This window comes from Mesorhizobium sp. LCM 4577, assembly GCF_001854795.2.
GTDB lineage: Bacteria > Pseudomonadota > Alphaproteobacteria > Rhizobiales > Rhizobiaceae > Mesorhizobium > Mesorhizobium plurifarium.
In genome coordinates this window covers 20,291-34,691 of sequence record NZ_MDDU01000002.1, presented here as the reverse complement: position 1 = coordinate 34,691, position 14,401 = coordinate 20,291, and the positions used below count along the sequence as shown (strand labels likewise).

Sequence of the window (14,401 nt, the reverse complement as noted above, 5' to 3'; positions counted from 1 at the left end):
GCATTCCTAAGAAACTCAGCGAAAAGGAAGCATTGATGACCGAAGTAGGTTTTGTCGGGCTTGGAACCATGGGCGCACCGATGGCCCGCAACGTGCTCAAGGCGGGATTTGGGCTCACCGTCTTCGATCTCAATCCCGCGTCGGTGGCGAAACTCGTCGACGCGGGCGCCCGCGCGGCGGCTTCGCCGCGCGAGGTGGCGGAGCGGTCGGAGGTCGTCATCACCATGCTGCCGGACGCGCCCGACGTCGAGGCGGCCGTGCTCGGCGAGAATGGCATCGGCCATGGGCTGAAATCCGGCAGCCTCTATATCGACATGAGCACGATCGACCCGCAGACCACGCAGAAGATCGGCGCGTGGCTCGCCCAGCGCGGCGTCGACATGATCGACAGCCCGGTGGGCAAGACCGTCGAGCATGCGATTGCCGGCACGTCGACATTGATGATCGGCGGCGATGCCGCTGTGCTGGAGCGCGCCCGCCCCGTCCTGTCGGCAATGGGTGCGGACCTCATCCATTGCGGCGCGCTCGGCATGGGGCAGGCCATGAAGCTCACCAACAATCTCCTGGCGAGCGTATTGATCACCGCGAGCTCGGAGGCGCTGGTCGCCGGCGCCAAGGCGGGGCTGACGCTCGACACGATGATCAGCGTGCTCAAGACGACGATGGCCTGGAACCAGCAGCTCGCGGTCGCCATGCACAATCGCGCGCTCAAGGGCGACTTCGAGCCCGGCTTCATGGTCAAGCTCGCGCACAAGGACTGCCGCCTGGCGTTGGCGATGAACGAGGCGCTCGGCCTGGAGGCGCCGGTCGGCGCCGCCACGCTTGCGGTGCTTGGCGAGACGATGGACGCCGGCATGGCGGGCAAGGATGTCGGCGCGGTGCTGAAGCTCAGGGAGGACGCTGCTGGCGTCCAGGTGCGGCTGGCAAGCGCATGAGCCGGTCGGGCGCCATCGTGCTGCATGCCGACGACGACGTCGCGGTGCTGGTCGGGCCGGTGGAGGCAGGGGCGAGCGTTGCGACGCGCGGCGCCCGCGAAGGGCTCGTGCTTACGGCCGGCGCATCGCTCGATGCCGGTCACAAGCTGGCGCTGCGTGATCTGCCGGCCGGCGCCAAGGTGCGCAAATATGGCGAAGTCATCGGCCGGCTGACGGCGCCCGTCGCCGCCGGCGACCATGTCCATGTGCACAATCTGGAGAGCCTGCGCGGCCTCTGATCCGAAACATTGTCGCGAGCGCTTCAGTCCTCCAGCGTGCCGGAGCGCGCGTCGGTGCTCCGGGCATCGCCGGCGAGCTTCAGCAGGTCCTCGCCGGTGCGGATGATGCGGCGCGCGCGGCGGGTCAGGATGAAGCCCGACTGCGGGGCAAACACTTCCGTGCGGCCACCGGACTCGCCGGGCGCATGCACGATTGTTGCCAGCCTGTCGCCTTTCCTGACGCGATCGCCAGGCTTGACGTCGTAGAGGATCGCGCCGGATTTGGGCGAAGGCATCATGTCGATGTTTTCCAACGGCACGACAGGGCCGGAAAATGTCTCGAATTTCGGTATGGACGAGTCCTGGACGACGCCGCGCGTCACCAGCAGGCGGTAGAGTCCGGCGGCATCGGCCGCGGCCAGGGCGCCATCGACATCGAGCATGCCGCGATATTCGACCGTGGTGACGGCGCGCCTGTCGAAGCGCGCAACGCTCGTCGGCGCATTCTGGTAGGGCATGATCGAGGCGCCCTCGAAGGTGCCGCTGTTGTCCTCGCTCCACAGCAGGACGGCTTCGGCGCCCATGGCGGCCGCGCAATCGGCCATATGCGGCCACAGGCTGGTGTGGATGTAGAGATAGGCGAGGCCTTCGTCGTCGCAGTGGAGGTCGAGCACGATATCCTGCCCAAGCGACAGCTGGACCAGCCGGTTCTTCAGCCGGCGATCGGCACCGCCCAGGCTGACATCCGGCAGCAGCCTGGCATCAGGCGTGGCAAGCAGCGGGAAGGAGCGGTTGAAGTTGATGCGGGTGCCGAGATTGAAGCGGCCCTGATGCTCGCCGAAATGATATTGCGCGCGGCCGATCGGGTTGGCCCAGGGCACGATGGTGATCGGACCCCTGATGCGGCCCTCGGCCTCCGCCTTGGCAAGCATCGGCATCAGCGCGTCGATGGCGACGACGCCCGGCAGCTCGCCGGCATGGAGAGCGGCCTGCAGATAGGCGGAAGGGGCCGCCTTGTCCTTGCCCTCGAAGCGCAGGACCGGAAATTCGTAAACGACGCCTTCGCTGTCGCCGGCAATGCGTTCGATCGTCTTCTGCATGGGATACCTCCGCGTGACGAGGTTCACCCATGCATTTTTGCGATCGGGCTGTCGAGTGGTCCAGCCGCTCCGGGCCGTCGGGGCAGTCGCCGCTACCCTGCCGGTTGCGGCTGCAAGACTGTCCGGCGGTCGAGCGCCTGTGACAGCACGGCCACAGCGACGGCGAGAAGCGCGAGCGCCGCGCCCACCAGCGGCAGGTTGGCGTAGGAGACGCCGAGTGAGATGGCGAGGCCGCCGATCCAGGCGCCACCGGCATTGCCGACATTGAAGGCGCCCTGGTTGAGCGTTGCGGCCAGGTTCGGGCCTTCGGCCGCGGCCTCGACGACACGGATCTGCAGCGGCGGCACGACGATGAAGATCAGCATGCCCCACAGGAACACGATGGCCACGGCCACGCTTGCGATGGCGCCGAGCTCCGTGAAGGCGACGAACAGCAGGGCCATGGCGAGCAGCGTGGCGATCACCGTCGGCATCAGCTTCCAGTCCGCCAGCCTGCCGCCGATGATGTTGCCGATGGTCATGCCGGCGCCGAAGAGCAGCAGAACCCAGGTGACGGTTGCCGTCGACAGGCCGGAGACGTCGGTGAGGTAAGGCTTGATGTAGGTGAAGACGGCGAACAGGCTGGCGGAGGCGAGCGAGGCGATCAGCATCGCCAGCCAGACCTGCAGCTTGCCGAGCACGCGCAGCTCGCCCACCAGGCCGCCACCGCTGGGCTCCGCGACGTCCGAAGGCACCAGCCAGGCGATGGCCGCGACCGAGATGAGGCCGATGCCGACGACGGCGAGGAAAGTGGCGCGCCAGCCGAAGGCTTCGCCCAACGCCGTGCCGGCGGGAACGCCGAGGATGTTGGAGAGCGTCAGGCCGGCGAACATCAGCGCGATCGCGCTCGCCCGCTTGTTGCGCGGCACGAGGCTCGCGGCGACGACGGAGCCGATGCCGAAGAAGGCACCGTGGCCGAAAGCGGTGAAGACCCGCGCCGCCATCAAGAGCCAGTAGTTCGGCGCGATGGCGCAGAAGAGGTTGCCGATGACAAAGAGGGCGGCGAGACCGATGAGCACCGGCTTGCGCGGCAGGCGGGCGGTCACCATGGCGACGATCGGCGCGCCGAAGACGACGCCCAGAGCATAGCCGGTGACCAGAAGGCCAGCCGAAGGGATCGAGACACCGAGATCGGCCGCGACCTCCGGCAGCAGCCCCATGATGACGAATTCCGTGGTGCCGATGCAGAAGGATGCAATGGCGAGCGCTAGGATCGGCAGCGGCATGGGATATCCGGACTGAATCGGTTCAAATTAGACTGGCGTTGCATGCGCCTGGCGCGCAAGCGCCATTGTTGCAATGCAGCAATGCAGAAACGGGAGAACGCCGCTGCCAGGCTTAGACCAGCGGCTTAAGCTCCTGGGCGATCGTGGGGAGCAACTCCGAGACATTGGGGTGGATGTGCATCGCCCGCGCGAGTGTCGAGATCGGCGCCTTGGCGTACATGAGGTCGAGCACGCAGTGGATCGCCTCGTCCCCGCCCGGGCCGAGCACCGAGCAGCCGAGGATTTCGCCGGTGTCGGCATCGGCGAGGATCTTCATGAAGCCCTGCGTCTCACCTTTTTCGACCGCGCGGCCGACACGGGTCATCGGCCGCTGACCGACGAGCGCGCGGCGGCCGGATTTCTTCACGGCGGCTTCCGTCATGCCGCAGCGTCCGAGCGGCGGGTCGATATAGAGCGCATAGGCTTCGATACGGTCGCTGACCTTGCGCGGATCGTTGTCGAGCAGGTTGGCGGCGACGATCTCGAAGTCGTTGTAGGAGGTATGGGTGAAGGCGCCCCTGCCGTTGCAGTCGCCCATCGCCCAGATGCCGGGCACGTTGGTGCGCAACTGGTCGTCGACGGTGATGTAGCCGCGCTGGTCGACGGCGACGCCGGCCTTGTCGAGGCCGAGATCATCGGTGTTTGGAACACGGCCGAGCGCCAGCAGCACATGCGAGCCGACCGCTGGCGGCGTGCCGGCGTCGAATGTCACAGCGATGTTGGCGCCTTGTCTGGCGAAGCTGATGTTGCCGGCGCCGACATGAACGGCGATGCCTTCGTTCTCGAGGATGGACTGGATGGCGGCGGAGGTGTCCTCGTCCTCGCGGCCGGTCAGCCGCGGCGCCTTCTCGATCACCGTGACCTCGGAGCCGAAGCGGCGGAACATCTGCGCGAATTCGAGCGAGATGTAGCTGCCCCCGACGACGATCAGGCGGCTGGGCAGCACATCGAGATCCATCATCGAGGAATTGGTGAGATAAGGCACGTCGTGGATGCCGGGCAGGTCGGGCACCGAGGCGCGGCCGCCGGTGTTGAGGAAGATCTTCGGCGCCGTCAGCAGCTCGTCGCCGACGCGCACCGTATTGGCGGATTCAAAGCGCGCGTGGCCACGATAGAGCGTGCAGCCCTTCATGCCGCCGATCCATTTTTCGAGGTTGCCGCGGGCGTCGTTGGTGACCTTGTCCTTGCGCGCCTTGATGCGCTTGTAATCGACGCCGACGGGGCCTGAGAGCGCGACGCCATAGTCGGCAGCGCGGCGGGCGAGATGCGCGGCATAGGCGCTCGCCACCATCGTCTTGGTCGGCATGCAGCCGGTGTTGACGCAGGTGCCGCCGATGAACTTGCGTTCGACCAGCGCGACCTTCATGCCGGCGGCCTCGAGCCTGCCGACCAGCGGCGGCCCGGCCTGACCGGCGCCGATGACGATGGCGTCGAAGCTCCTTGCGCTCATGCGACCGCCGCGACGATGAGCAGGCCGCCAATGATGGCCACCGCATCCTCGATGAAGGCGGCGGGCGGATCCTTGCCGAAAGCCGCGGCCAGTCGCGCACGCGCTTCCGCGCCGCCCAGCGTGCCGATCACCGCGCCGATCGCGCCGGCGACCAGGCCACCGATGGTGGCGCCGGCCGTGGCGCCGATGACCGCGCCGCAGAAGGCGCCGACGACGACACGCGCGCCGAATTGCGGCGGCACCTTGCGGCTCGGCGTCGACGGCAGTTGATCTGTGATGAGCTCGACTATGGCCAGGATGGTGAAGATGCCGACCGCGATCCAATGCCCCATGAAGCTCGCCCAGGTGCCGGCGACCGGCAGCCAGCCGAGATACGAACCCCAGGCGACGGCGGCGGGCGCGGTCATGGCGCGCAGGCCGGCAATGATGCCTATCAGCAGTGCAAGAATGTAAAGCATGATCGCCCCCCTCAAACTGAGCCCGTCGCATGGTCTCGCAACGGCAGGCTAGCACAAGCCAGGCGTTTGGCCACGGGGCTTTTGTCTGACAATCGATTATGCTCTGGCGACGGTGCTTTGGCAGCAGACGAAATCCGGAGGTGTCGCATGGCGACAAGCGAGCGCATGAAGATGGCGGCTGGCGAATGGTACACCTGCATCGACGATGAGCTGGAGGACTTGCGCGTCGCCGCCCGCGATGCGGTGTTCGAGCACAATGGTCTGCCGCCCAGGCAGCGCGGCAATATCGCCCCGGCCTTGCGGGCGCTGCTCGGCGGCGCGGGCGAAGGGGCGCGCATCGAGGCGCCGTTCCATTGCGCCTACGGCTTCAACCTGTTCCTCGGCGAGGGCGTCTTCCTCAATGCCGGCTGCACCATCCTCGACACCGCGCCGGTGCGCATCGGCAAGGGGACGCTGCTCGGGCCCAATGTGCAGATCTACTGCGCCGAGCATCATCGCGAAGCCACTGGACGGCTGGCCGGGCTGGAGATCGCAAAAGCCGTAACAATCGGCGACAATGCCTGGATCGGCGGCAGCGCGGTGATCCTCGCCGGCGTCAGCATTGGCGAGGGCGCCATCGTCGGCGCGGGCGCGGTGGTGACTCGCGACGTGCCGGCCAGCGCCACCGTTGTCGGCAACCCGGCTCGGGCCGTTACAAAAGGCTGAGCCCGCCTGGCGCCTGGGTGCTTCTCGAAAACTCGCGCCGGTATTGCCTCGGCGAGGTCCTGAGCCGCGCGGCGAAATGCTGGCGCAGCGAGGTGGCGCTGCCGAAGCCGGCTTCGAAGGCCACCATGTCCATCGATTTGTCCGTCTGCTCCAGCAGCCTTTGCGCCAACGCGAGACGTTGGTCGGCAAGCCAGTTGCCGAAACTGGTGCCGGTGGTTTTCTGGAAGCGGCGCGTGAAGGTGCGGCGGGTAAGGCCTGCTGCTTCGGCGACACTGTCCAGGCTGTGGGCTTGGCCGAGCGATGCCCGCACATCATCGAGAGCCTTGGCGAACCGGTCGGCGTTCGGCGTCGGCGCAAGCGGGCGCTCGATGAACTGCGCCTGCCCGCCCTGCCGGTGCGGCGAGAGCACGACATGGCGGGCAAGCCGCAGCGCCGCCTCCGCGCCATAGCGCGCACGCACGATATGCAGGCAGCAGTCGAGCCCGGCGGCGACGCCGGCGGAGGTGATGATGTCGCCCTCGTCGACATAGAGCACGTCGGCGTCGATCGCGATGTCGGGATGAAGCCTCTGCAACTGGTCCGTATAGGCCCAGTGGGTGGTCGCCTTGCGCCCGGCAAGCAATCCGGCGCCGGCGAGGGCGAAGGTGCCGAGGCACAAGCCAACGATCAGCGCGCCGCGCCGATGCGCGCGTCGCAGCGCCCCCTTGAACGGCGCGGCCAGGGGATCCTCGAGATCCTTCCAGCTCGGGATGATGACGATATCGGCCTCGTCGAGCGCCGAAAGATCGTGCGGCACGACGATGCTCAGCCCCGCATCGGTATGGATGGGTCCGTCCTCCATCGCGCAGACGCGGAAGTCGAAGCGCGGCAGCCCAAGCCTGGTTCGATCGGCGCCGAACACCAGGCACGGCACGGAAAGATGGAACGGGCTGATGCCGTCGAAAGCGACAGCGGCGATGATCGGGTTCTTCATGGCAGGCATCGTTCCGTTGAAAGTCAAATGTCCCAATTCTTTCGAATGATGTCAATCGGGACACTTTCTCGATCCGGAACACTCCCTTAGCTTTGCACCATCAACCCGATCGAAAGGAAAACCGCCATGTCAGCACCAGCCACCCAGCCGCGCCGCGCGCTTGTCGTCGTCGATGTCCAGAACGACTATGATGGCGGCAATCTCGCTATCCAGCATCCGCCTTTCGCCGAGACCGTCGCCAATGTCGCGCGCGCCATGGACGCGGCCGCGGCGGCCGGCATCAAGATCGTCATCGTCAAGCAGATGGCGCCCGAGACCTCGCCGATCTTCGCCAAGGGCAGCCATGGCGGCGAGCTGCATGCCGAGATCGCCCGGCGCGGCCGCGACCACTATGTCGAAAAGACCCTGCCTTCGGCGTTCACCGGCACGGACCTCGAGGCTTGGCTGCGCGCCAACGCCATCGATACGATCGCGGTCGTCGGCTACATGACCCACAATTGCGACCTGTCGACCATCATCCACGCGGTGCATATGGGCTTTGCCGTCGAATTCCTCTCGGATGCCAGCGGATCGGTGCCCTATGCCAACAGCGCCGGCTATTCGTCGGCCGAGGACATACACCGGGTGGTGAGCGTGGTTCTGCAGTCGCGCTTCGCCGCGGTGCTGAAGACCGCCGAGTGGATCGATTGCCTAAAGACCGGGAGGCTGCCCGAGCGCGACACGATCTACGCGTCCAACCAGCGGGCCTTGCAGCGGAACGCTGCCTAGTTCGAACCGATTTGGAATGGCGAGGCGCCGCCAGGATCGCGGCGCTTTTGCCTTGGCGAACGATTTCCAGGCAGAGCGTGAGCCATTTCACGGAAGCCGCTCCGGTATTTTCGCAAAGTCGCCGCGCATGCGAGTAAGCGCGGTTGGCTTTTGGGGGCTGGATTGGAAGCGCGCGTTGCACGAACCGTGGTCGTCCTGATCCTCGCCATCGGCGCGGCGCTGCTGCCTTGGCCCGCCTTCGCGCAAGTTCCGCCGCATGCGCCGGGCACGATCTGCTTCACCCAATTCTTCTGGTGCTGGGCGCAGCCGCCCGGGCCAGCGGGCTATCCCTGCGGGTGCCCGTCGCAATATGGTTTCGTGCCGGGTTACCTGGGCTAGTCGTCGGGGGGGCGCGATGACGACATCCCACGATCCTCTTGTTTCCGGGTTGCTTGCCGACGCCAAGCTGGTTGCCGGCTATGGCCGCTACGGCGTGTTCAAGGATAGCGCGCTGTTCGCCGCGATCGGCGATGCGGAAAAGCTCAATGATGCGACGGCAAGCCAGCCCGAGGTCGTCAAACTTCAGACGGTGCTCAACGACTGTTCCAACACCGTGCCATTTTCCACACTGGCTGCGCTGCGCACCGGCTGGTCGCCGGGCGACATGTCGCGCCGGACCGCGCTCGCGACCTATTTCCTCATCGCCCTGTCGGTGACGATGATGATCGTCATCGGCAAGCTGACCTATGTCTACAACAGGGGCGTCTCGATCAACGCGGAGCTGCAGGAGATCGACAACAACGATTTCAGCGCCCGGTTCGGGCAGTCGATCAGGCAGGTCTGGGCGACCAAGAAACAACTGAGCTCGGCCACCGCCCAGCAGGCGTCGACGACCGACCTGACGCTACTGAAAGACGCCTATTACAATTCCGTCGACAGCCTGCATTCGCTCGACCAGCGTTTTTCCTCGTTGCTGGTGCGGGCGCAGGGCTTCATGACGCAGGAGGCGCCGTTTCCGCTCTGGGGCATGCAATGGGCCTATTGCAAGCTTTCGGCTTCTTCGGCCAAAGCGGGCGCGCCGCTTGATTTCTCGAACCCCAGGCAGATGGCCATAGACCAGTTCTGTGGTCAGCAGGTCGCGCTGGCGCAACAGCAAGGCGGGGCCGAAAACAGCCAGCCGCTTAAGCAGTCGGATTTCGATTGCAGGAACAACGGCAATATTCAAGGCGGCGTGCAAGCCGTGAGCGCCGCCGCCACGGCCGGCCAGTTGGAAGACGTGAACGCGGATTTCGACGAGGCGACACGCGACCTGCAATGCGAAGGCGTCATCACCATCACGCCGAATTCGATCTCGACGCTGACATTGCAGGCCAAGACGCTGAGCGAGGTCCTCAGTCCCTATGCGCTGTGGATCCTGCCCGCGCTCTACGGCGCGCTTGGCGGCATCATGTTCCACATGCGCATGATCCTGAACCCGCTTCTGCCCAATCCGCCGCTGTCGCGCCTCATCCACCGGATCGCGCTCGGCGGGCTTGCCGGCATGATCCTCGCCTGGTTCATGGCGCCCGGCACCAAGCTCGGCGGCGAGGTGACCGGCATAGGCTTCAGCCTGTTCACCTTCGCTTTCCTGTTCGGCTTCAGCCTGGATATCTTCTTCGCCATCCTCGACCAGTTCGTCTCGATGTCGGTCGCCGGCATCAAGAAGTTCGGCTCGCCCACGGTGGCATGAAAGCCGGCGACGCAAAAAGGGCGCCGCGATGAGGCGGCGCCCTTGATCGTTTCCAGCCTGAGGGTGCTTAGAGCGGTTCACCGTCTCACGGAAACGGCGAACCGCTCAATCTCTTAGTTCTTACGCAATTCCGGACGGAAAACCGCTGCGCACTTTTCCTGGAATTGCTTTAGAACAGGCCTTCGATCTGACCCTGCTCGTTGAGGAAGATCTTTTCCGAAGACGGGGACTTGGGCAGCCCCGGCATGGTCATGATCTCGCCGCAGATGATGACGACGAAGCCGGCGCCGGCCGAGAGCCGGACCTCGCGGATCGGCACCGTATGGCCGGTCGGCGCGCCGCGCAGGTTCGGGTCGGTCGAAAACGAGTACTGGGTCTTGGCCATGCAGACCGGCAGCTTGCCGTAGCCGGCTTCCTCCCAGGTCTTGAGCTGGTCGCGCACCGACTTGTCGGCGATGGCCTCGGAGCCGCGGTAGATGCGCTGGACGATGGTGTTGACCTTCTCGAACAGCGGCATCTCATCCGGATAGAGCGGTGCGAACTGCGAAGCGCCGGATTCGGCGAGCGCCACCACCTTGTTGGCGAGATCCTCGATGCCGGCCGAGCCCTGCGCCCAGTGCTTGCACAGGATCGCCTCCTCACCCATCGAGGCGACATAGTCTTTCATCGCCTGGATTTCGGCCTCGGTGTCGGAATAGAAGTGGTTGATGGCAACCACCGCCGGCACGCCGAACTGGCGGATGTTCTCGATATGGCGGCCGAGATTGGCGCAGCCCTTCCTGACCGCCTCGATGTTTTCCTTGCCGAGGTCTTCCTTCTTGACGCCGCCATTCATCTTCATGGCGCGCACCGTGGCGACGATGACGGCGGCAGCCGGCTTCAGCCCTGCCTTGCGGCACTTGATGTCGAAGAATTTTTCGGCACCGAGGTCGGCGCCGAAGCCGGCTTCGGTGACGACATAGTCGGCGAGCTTCAGCGCGGTCGTGGTGGCGACGACCGAGTTGCAGCCATGCGCGATGTTGGCGAACGGGCCGCCATGCACGAAGGCCGGGTTGTTCTCCAGCGTCTGCACCAGGTTGGGCTGGATGGCGTCCTTCAAAAGCACCGCCATGGCGCCGTCGGCCTTGAGATCACGGGCATAGACCGGCGACTTGTCGCGGCGGTAGGCGACGATGATGTCGCCGAGGCGCTTCTCGAGATCCTTGAGGTCGGTAGCAAGGCACAGGATCGCCATCACTTCGGAAGCGACGGTGATGTCGAAGCCGGCCTCGCGCGGGAAGCCGTTGGCGACGCCGCCCAGCGAGCAGATGATCTCACGCAGCGCCCGGTCGTTCATGTCCATGACGCGGCGCCAGGCGACGCGGCGGGTATCAATGCCGAGCTCGTTGCCCCAGTAGATGTGGTTATCGATCAGTGCCGAAAGCAGGTTATGGGCGGTGGTGATGGCGTGGAAGTCGCCGGTGAAGTGGAGGTTCATGTCGTCCATCGGCACGACCTGGGCCAGGCCGCCGCCGGCGGCGCCGCCCTTCATGCCGAAGTTCGGGCCGAGCGAGGCTTCGCGGATGCAGATGATCGCCCTCTTGCCGATGCGGTTGAGGCCGTCGCCGAGACCGACCGTGGTGGTCGTCTTGCCTTCGCCGGCCGGCGTCGGGTTGATGGCGGTGACCAGGATCAGCTTGCCGTCCTTGTTGCCCTTCACCGACTTGATGAAATCGGCCGAGACCTTCGCCTTGTCGTGGCCATAGGGTAAGAGATGCTCGTTCGGGATGCCGATCTTGGCGCCGATCTCCTGGATCGGTTTCTTCTTGGCTGCGCGGGCGATCTCGATGTCGGACTTCACTTCGGCCATGACGGCTTTCCTCTGGAGTGAGCGGTGGAGGGGAGGGGGTCGATCATTCGTGCATGGTCGAAACGCCGCCCGGACGCAAGGGCATGTAACCCTGTCGCTGTCACGGCGTCAACTTCCATGCAACTATGTTTCCTGTTAAGAAAGAGCGTTCCTGTCGCCGGGCCTCTTCAAAGCAGTCATCTCGGGCCTGGTCGTTGCGCCGTATAGAAGCCAGAGCGGATGCCGCTCCGCCGTCTCAAAACAGCCGCCTAATGCGCGAAAAGCGACAGGGGCGACGACGCAAATCCGCCATCGCCCTGTCGCCTCGAGACGGCGCTATTGCGTCAGCACGTTGCTGATTTCGACCATGTTGGAGCGAACGCGCAGGATATAGAAGCCCATCGTCGTCAGATGCGTCGGCAGGAGCCAGCCATCCTCGCGGCCATTGGCGATGATGAAAGGCTGGATGCGCAGCGCCGACACGAATTGCTGATCCATCGTATCCCACAGGTTCTGCAGGTGCTTTTCCTTGATCACACCCTCGAAGTCGGCCTGGGCGCCCTTCATCAGGCCGTAATAGGCGTAGAGCTGGCCGTAGGCGAACCAGAAGCGGTCGTCGGCGCGGAAGTCGAACCAGCCGTCATTATGGTTCTCGGCGCGTTCCTTGAGGATGGCCGAGGTCGAGCCGATGTCGGAAGCGATACGGTCGATATATTGCTTGAGGTTGTCGGCGCGGGCGTCGAAGGTCGCCTGGCAGGAGGCAAGCCGAGCGTTGAAGGAACGCAGCTTGCGCACCGCGTCGCGGTAATAGCTCGGCGTCGGCGTCTTCGGGCCGAACGGACTCAGGCCGAAATACCAGGTGTATTCGTCGAACTGCAGATTGCCGCGCGCATCCTGCAAGTCGGCGTCGATCTGCGAGGTCGTACGCACGCGCCCGAGATTGTCGGCAAGCTCCGTCGCGGTGCGCCGCACCGCCTGGTTGATGCCGCGCTGGAAGGAAGCCTTGTTGTCCATCCAGGGCGTGTTGTCCCAGTTGATGCCGAACAGGCCGAGCTTGTAGAGGATCATCGACGAGATCCAGGCATTCTGGTTGACGTTGAAATCCGTCAGATCGGCGGCGACCTGGGCGATGGCCGAGTTGCCGCAGGTCTTGGCCGTGTCGGTGCCGCTGCCGGCCGAAACCTGCTCGCCGGCGGAAACGTCGCGCTTCTCGAACGTGTAGGTGTCGGGATAGCTCGGGTTGAAATTGTTCCACCACTGCGTGGCGTAGAAGAAATTGGCGTAGAGGCCGATCAGCACCAGGATGGCAAGGCCGACCACCGCCTTGAGGATCCAGCCGCGCTGCCCGTACCAGCGGCCGACCCACATGAACGGCCATAGGATGACGCCGATGACGAAGCCGATGCCACGGCCGATCCATTGGAAGATCCGGGTGAAGAAGTTCACGATCGGGTCGAGCATGGCTGTGGCACCCCCTTAGCATGATGCCAAAAAGTTGCAGACTTTTTGGGTAACATCATGCGCCAAAACAAAAGTCAGAACGAAATGACGGTTAATTTCGTTCTAGTCAGTCAGGCCATAAAGCCGCGCGCGGAACGCCGCCTTGTCCTTCAAATATGTGGTTTTCAGAACGTCCACAACATGCGTCCGCCACGCGTCGCTGAAGCCGTCATAGTCCTTGTAGAAGCCGGGCTTGTTGAAGACGTAGCGCGAAACGAAGTCCTGCGGCACGAAATCCGAGATCAGCTGGTTGGTCAGCCAGGCGTCGGGGTGTTCGGGCTTGGCGCGCACGACCAGGAAGCGCTGGCGCGGCGGCACGTCCTCGATCTTGAGGTGGCCGAATTGGGCGATCTCGCGCTTGGCGGCGTTGAGGAAGGGAAAATTGCCGTCGCTGGCGATCAGGTCGGCATGGCCATGGATCCAGGTCTGCAGCCAGACCTTGTCGACGTCGGTCAGGTTGCGGTTGGGCTCGGCGTCGCGTATCAGCGCGCGCACGATCATCTCGGCGCGGTGCTCGAGATAGCCGGAAGCCTCGATCCAGGAGGCGCGTGGCAGGTCGAGGCGGCCGGTGGCGGCCAGGAAGCGGAACACCTTGTCGGCGTCGTTGATCGACAGATAGCTCACCTGCCAGGGCCGCGAGCGGCGGAAGCCGGGAGCGGCAGGGTCGCTGATGACCGTCGTCATATCGGGGTCGACGAAGACATAGAGGCCGCCGAAATGGCTGGTCCAATAGGCGTTGTGGCGGAAGATCACCTGGTCGGGCACCAGCGCGTTCTCGCGGATGTCGCCGCAGACCTTGGCAAGATCGACCATGCGCTGGAGCATGGCGTTGTCGCGCCAGGCGTCGGGCTCCTGCTTCAGCCGGTCGACCAGCTTGCCGAGCTCGGCCGCCTTGCCCAGCACGTCCTCGGCCGACAGCACCTTGAACTCGACCTGGTTGATCGACAGCAGGTCCTCGATGTCGTTGACCTTGGGGACCGAGTCCTCGATCTCGCCGTAGATCACGTCCTTGATGGTCAGCGCGTCGATGGCGCGCTGGTTCTTCGACATGAATTCGAACATCAGCTGCGAGGTGTTGGAGAAGGCGGTGTGCACCACCGGCAGGTCGATCTGCGACGGCGTCAGGATGATGAAGCGGCGGTTGACCTCGTTGGGATCGAGATAGTTGTAGTCGCCGCACTCCTCAGCGATCTCGGGCGAGAAGCCGGTGCGGTCGATCTGGAAGCTCTTAAGCTTGGTCGGCTCGAGCCCGAACGCAGCAAGCGCCTTGTTGTAGCGCTGGATGAGATGCGGCTCGTCGATGGCGAGCAAGCGGCCGTAGATTAGCTCGTTGTCGCGCAGGAGGTCGGGCTTTTTGGCGGGGCGGGTCATGCCTTCTCCCCGTTCACGGGGAGAAGGTGCCCGAAGGGCGGATG

Annotated in this window: 14 protein-coding genes; 6 read left to right on the top strand and 8 right to left on the bottom strand. The window is 64.8% G+C overall.

Features of this window, described 5'->3' with window-relative positions; genetic code table 11:
- The first annotated feature begins 35 nt into the window (after nt 1–35).
- The gene (locus LCM4577_RS04710) at nt 36–935 is read left to right on the top strand and encodes an NAD(P)-dependent oxidoreductase (protein WP_041004953.1); all 900 of its coding nucleotides are present in this window, start codon (nt 36–38) and stop codon (nt 933–935) included.
- Entirely contained in the window at nt 932–1,213 is a 282-nt protein-coding gene (locus LCM4577_RS04705) for a UxaA family hydrolase (RefSeq protein WP_041012747.1), read from the top strand. Before LCM4577_RS04710 ends, LCM4577_RS04705 begins: the two co-directional genes overlap by 4 nt.
- 23 nt (nt 1,214–1,236) lie before the next feature.
- On the opposite strand, the gene LCM4577_RS04700 is transcribed toward LCM4577_RS04705, so the two are convergent.
- The 4 genes from LCM4577_RS04700 to LCM4577_RS04685 form a co-directional block, all read right to left on the bottom strand.
- Nucleotides 1,237–2,292 carry a succinylglutamate desuccinylase/aspartoacylase family protein gene (locus LCM4577_RS04700; RefSeq protein WP_071069947.1) on the bottom strand — a complete coding sequence of 352 codons (1,056 nt, stop codon included), beginning with the start codon at nt 2,290–2,292 and terminating at the stop codon, nt 1,237–1,239.
- Nucleotides 2,293–2,384: 92 nt separating this feature from the next.
- Nucleotides 2,385–3,557 carry an MFS transporter gene (locus LCM4577_RS04695; RefSeq protein ID WP_071069946.1) on the bottom strand — a complete coding sequence of 391 codons (1,173 nt, stop codon included), beginning with the start codon at nt 3,555–3,557 and terminating at the stop codon, nt 2,385–2,387.
- Between the two features lie 112 nt (nt 3,558–3,669).
- Nucleotides 3,670–5,046 (bottom strand): FAD-containing oxidoreductase, encoded by a 1,377-nt coding sequence (locus LCM4577_RS04690; protein ID WP_071069944.1) that lies wholly within the window; start codon nt 5,044–5,046, stop codon nt 3,670–3,672.
- Complete coding sequence (locus tag LCM4577_RS04685) at nt 5,043–5,504, bottom strand: membrane protein (RefSeq protein WP_041004528.1); 462 nt, start codon at nt 5,502–5,504, stop codon at nt 5,043–5,045. Before LCM4577_RS04685 ends, LCM4577_RS04690 begins: the two co-directional genes overlap by 4 nt.
- A gap of 147 nt (nt 5,505–5,651) precedes the next feature.
- Here LCM4577_RS04685 and LCM4577_RS04680 point away from each other — a divergent pair, with 147 nt between their 5' ends.
- Entirely contained in the window at nt 5,652–6,209 is a 558-nt protein-coding gene (locus LCM4577_RS04680) for a sugar O-acetyltransferase (protein ID WP_071069942.1), read from the top strand.
- Here LCM4577_RS04680 and LCM4577_RS04675 read toward each other — a convergent pair.
- Nucleotides 6,196–7,182 carry a helix-turn-helix domain-containing protein gene (locus LCM4577_RS04675; protein ID WP_071069940.1) on the bottom strand — a complete coding sequence of 329 codons (987 nt, stop codon included), beginning with the start codon at nt 7,180–7,182 and terminating at the stop codon, nt 6,196–6,198. The two genes, LCM4577_RS04680 and LCM4577_RS04675, sit on opposite strands and share 14 nt — an antisense overlap.
- A gap of 126 nt (nt 7,183–7,308) precedes the next feature.
- On the opposite strand from LCM4577_RS04675, the gene LCM4577_RS04670 reads away from it, so the two are divergent.
- The 3 genes from LCM4577_RS04670 to LCM4577_RS04660 all read left to right on the top strand — a co-directional run bounded on the left by LCM4577_RS04670 (nt 7,309) and on the right by LCM4577_RS04660 (nt 9,658).
- The gene (locus LCM4577_RS04670; RefSeq protein WP_071033100.1) at nt 7,309–7,950 is read left to right on the top strand and encodes a cysteine hydrolase family protein; all 642 of its coding nucleotides are present in this window, start codon (nt 7,309–7,311) and stop codon (nt 7,948–7,950) included.
- Nucleotides 7,951–8,112: 162 nt separating this feature from the next.
- A complete protein-coding gene (locus LCM4577_RS04665) occupies nt 8,113–8,328 on the top strand; it encodes a hypothetical protein (protein ID WP_131803255.1) in 216 nt (71 codons plus the stop codon).
- 16 nt (nt 8,329–8,344) lie between these two features.
- Nucleotides 8,345–9,658, top strand: a complete 1,314-nt coding sequence (locus LCM4577_RS04660) for a hypothetical protein (RefSeq protein WP_131803422.1) — start codon at nt 8,345–8,347, stop codon at nt 9,656–9,658.
- 169 nt (nt 9,659–9,827) lie between these two features.
- Here the strand turns inward: LCM4577_RS04660 and LCM4577_RS04655 are convergent, their stop codons facing one another.
- The 3 genes from LCM4577_RS04655 to LCM4577_RS04645 all read right to left on the bottom strand — a co-directional run bounded on the left by LCM4577_RS04655 (nt 9,828) and on the right by LCM4577_RS04645 (nt 14,357).
- On the bottom strand, nt 9,828–11,507 hold the full coding sequence (locus LCM4577_RS04655) for a formate--tetrahydrofolate ligase (RefSeq protein WP_071069939.1): 1,680 nt from the start codon (nt 11,505–11,507) through the stop codon (nt 9,828–9,830).
- A 315-nt stretch (nt 11,508–11,822) separates the two neighbouring features.
- Complete coding sequence (locus tag LCM4577_RS04650) at nt 11,823–12,947, bottom strand: DUF2333 family protein (protein ID WP_071069937.1); 1,125 nt, start codon at nt 12,945–12,947, stop codon at nt 11,823–11,825.
- Between the two features lie 102 nt (nt 12,948–13,049).
- Nucleotides 13,050–14,357: a DUF6638 family protein gene (locus LCM4577_RS04645; RefSeq protein ID WP_071069935.1), complete on the bottom strand. Its 1,308-nt coding sequence runs from the start codon at nt 14,355–14,357 to the stop codon at nt 13,050–13,052.
- Between the last annotated feature and the right edge of the window lie 44 nt (nt 14,358–14,401).

Excerpts from the sequence above, each read along its gene's own strand:
- LCM4577_RS04710 (WP_041004953.1), top strand. The coding sequence starts at position 36 with ATGACCGAAGTAGGTTTTGTCGGGCTTGGAACCATGGGCGCACCGATG.
- LCM4577_RS04670 (WP_071033100.1), top strand. The coding sequence starts at position 7,309 with ATGTCAGCACCAGCCACCCAGCCGCGCCGCGCGCTTGTCGTCGTCGAT.
- LCM4577_RS04660 (WP_131803422.1), top strand. The coding sequence starts at position 8,345 with ATGACGACATCCCACGATCCTCTTGTTTCCGGGTTGCTTGCCGACGCC.
- LCM4577_RS04695 (WP_071069946.1), bottom strand. The coding sequence starts at position 3,557 with ATGCCGCTGCCGATCCTAGCGCTCGCCATTGCATCCTTCTGCATCGGC.
- LCM4577_RS04705 (WP_041012747.1), top strand. The coding sequence starts at position 932 with ATGAGCCGGTCGGGCGCCATCGTGCTGCATGCCGACGACGACGTCGCG.
- LCM4577_RS04655 (WP_071069939.1), bottom strand. The coding sequence starts at position 11,507 with ATGGCCGAAGTGAAGTCCGACATCGAGATCGCCCGCGCAGCCAAGAAG.
- LCM4577_RS04680 (WP_071069942.1), top strand. The coding sequence starts at position 5,652 with ATGGCGACAAGCGAGCGCATGAAGATGGCGGCTGGCGAATGGTACACC.
- LCM4577_RS04645 (WP_071069935.1), bottom strand. The coding sequence starts at position 14,357 with ATGACCCGCCCCGCCAAAAAGCCCGACCTCCTGCGCGACAACGAGCTA.
- LCM4577_RS04690 (WP_071069944.1), bottom strand. The coding sequence starts at position 5,046 with ATGAGCGCAAGGAGCTTCGACGCCATCGTCATCGGCGCCGGTCAGGCC.
- LCM4577_RS04700 (WP_071069947.1), bottom strand. The coding sequence starts at position 2,292 with ATGCAGAAGACGATCGAACGCATTGCCGGCGACAGCGAAGGCGTCGTT.
- LCM4577_RS04650 (WP_071069937.1), bottom strand. The coding sequence starts at position 12,947 with ATGCTCGACCCGATCGTGAACTTCTTCACCCGGATCTTCCAATGGATC.
- LCM4577_RS04675 (WP_071069940.1), bottom strand. The coding sequence starts at position 7,182 with ATGAAGAACCCGATCATCGCCGCTGTCGCTTTCGACGGCATCAGCCCG.
- LCM4577_RS04685 (WP_041004528.1), bottom strand. The coding sequence starts at position 5,504 with ATGCTTTACATTCTTGCACTGCTGATAGGCATCATTGCCGGCCTGCGC.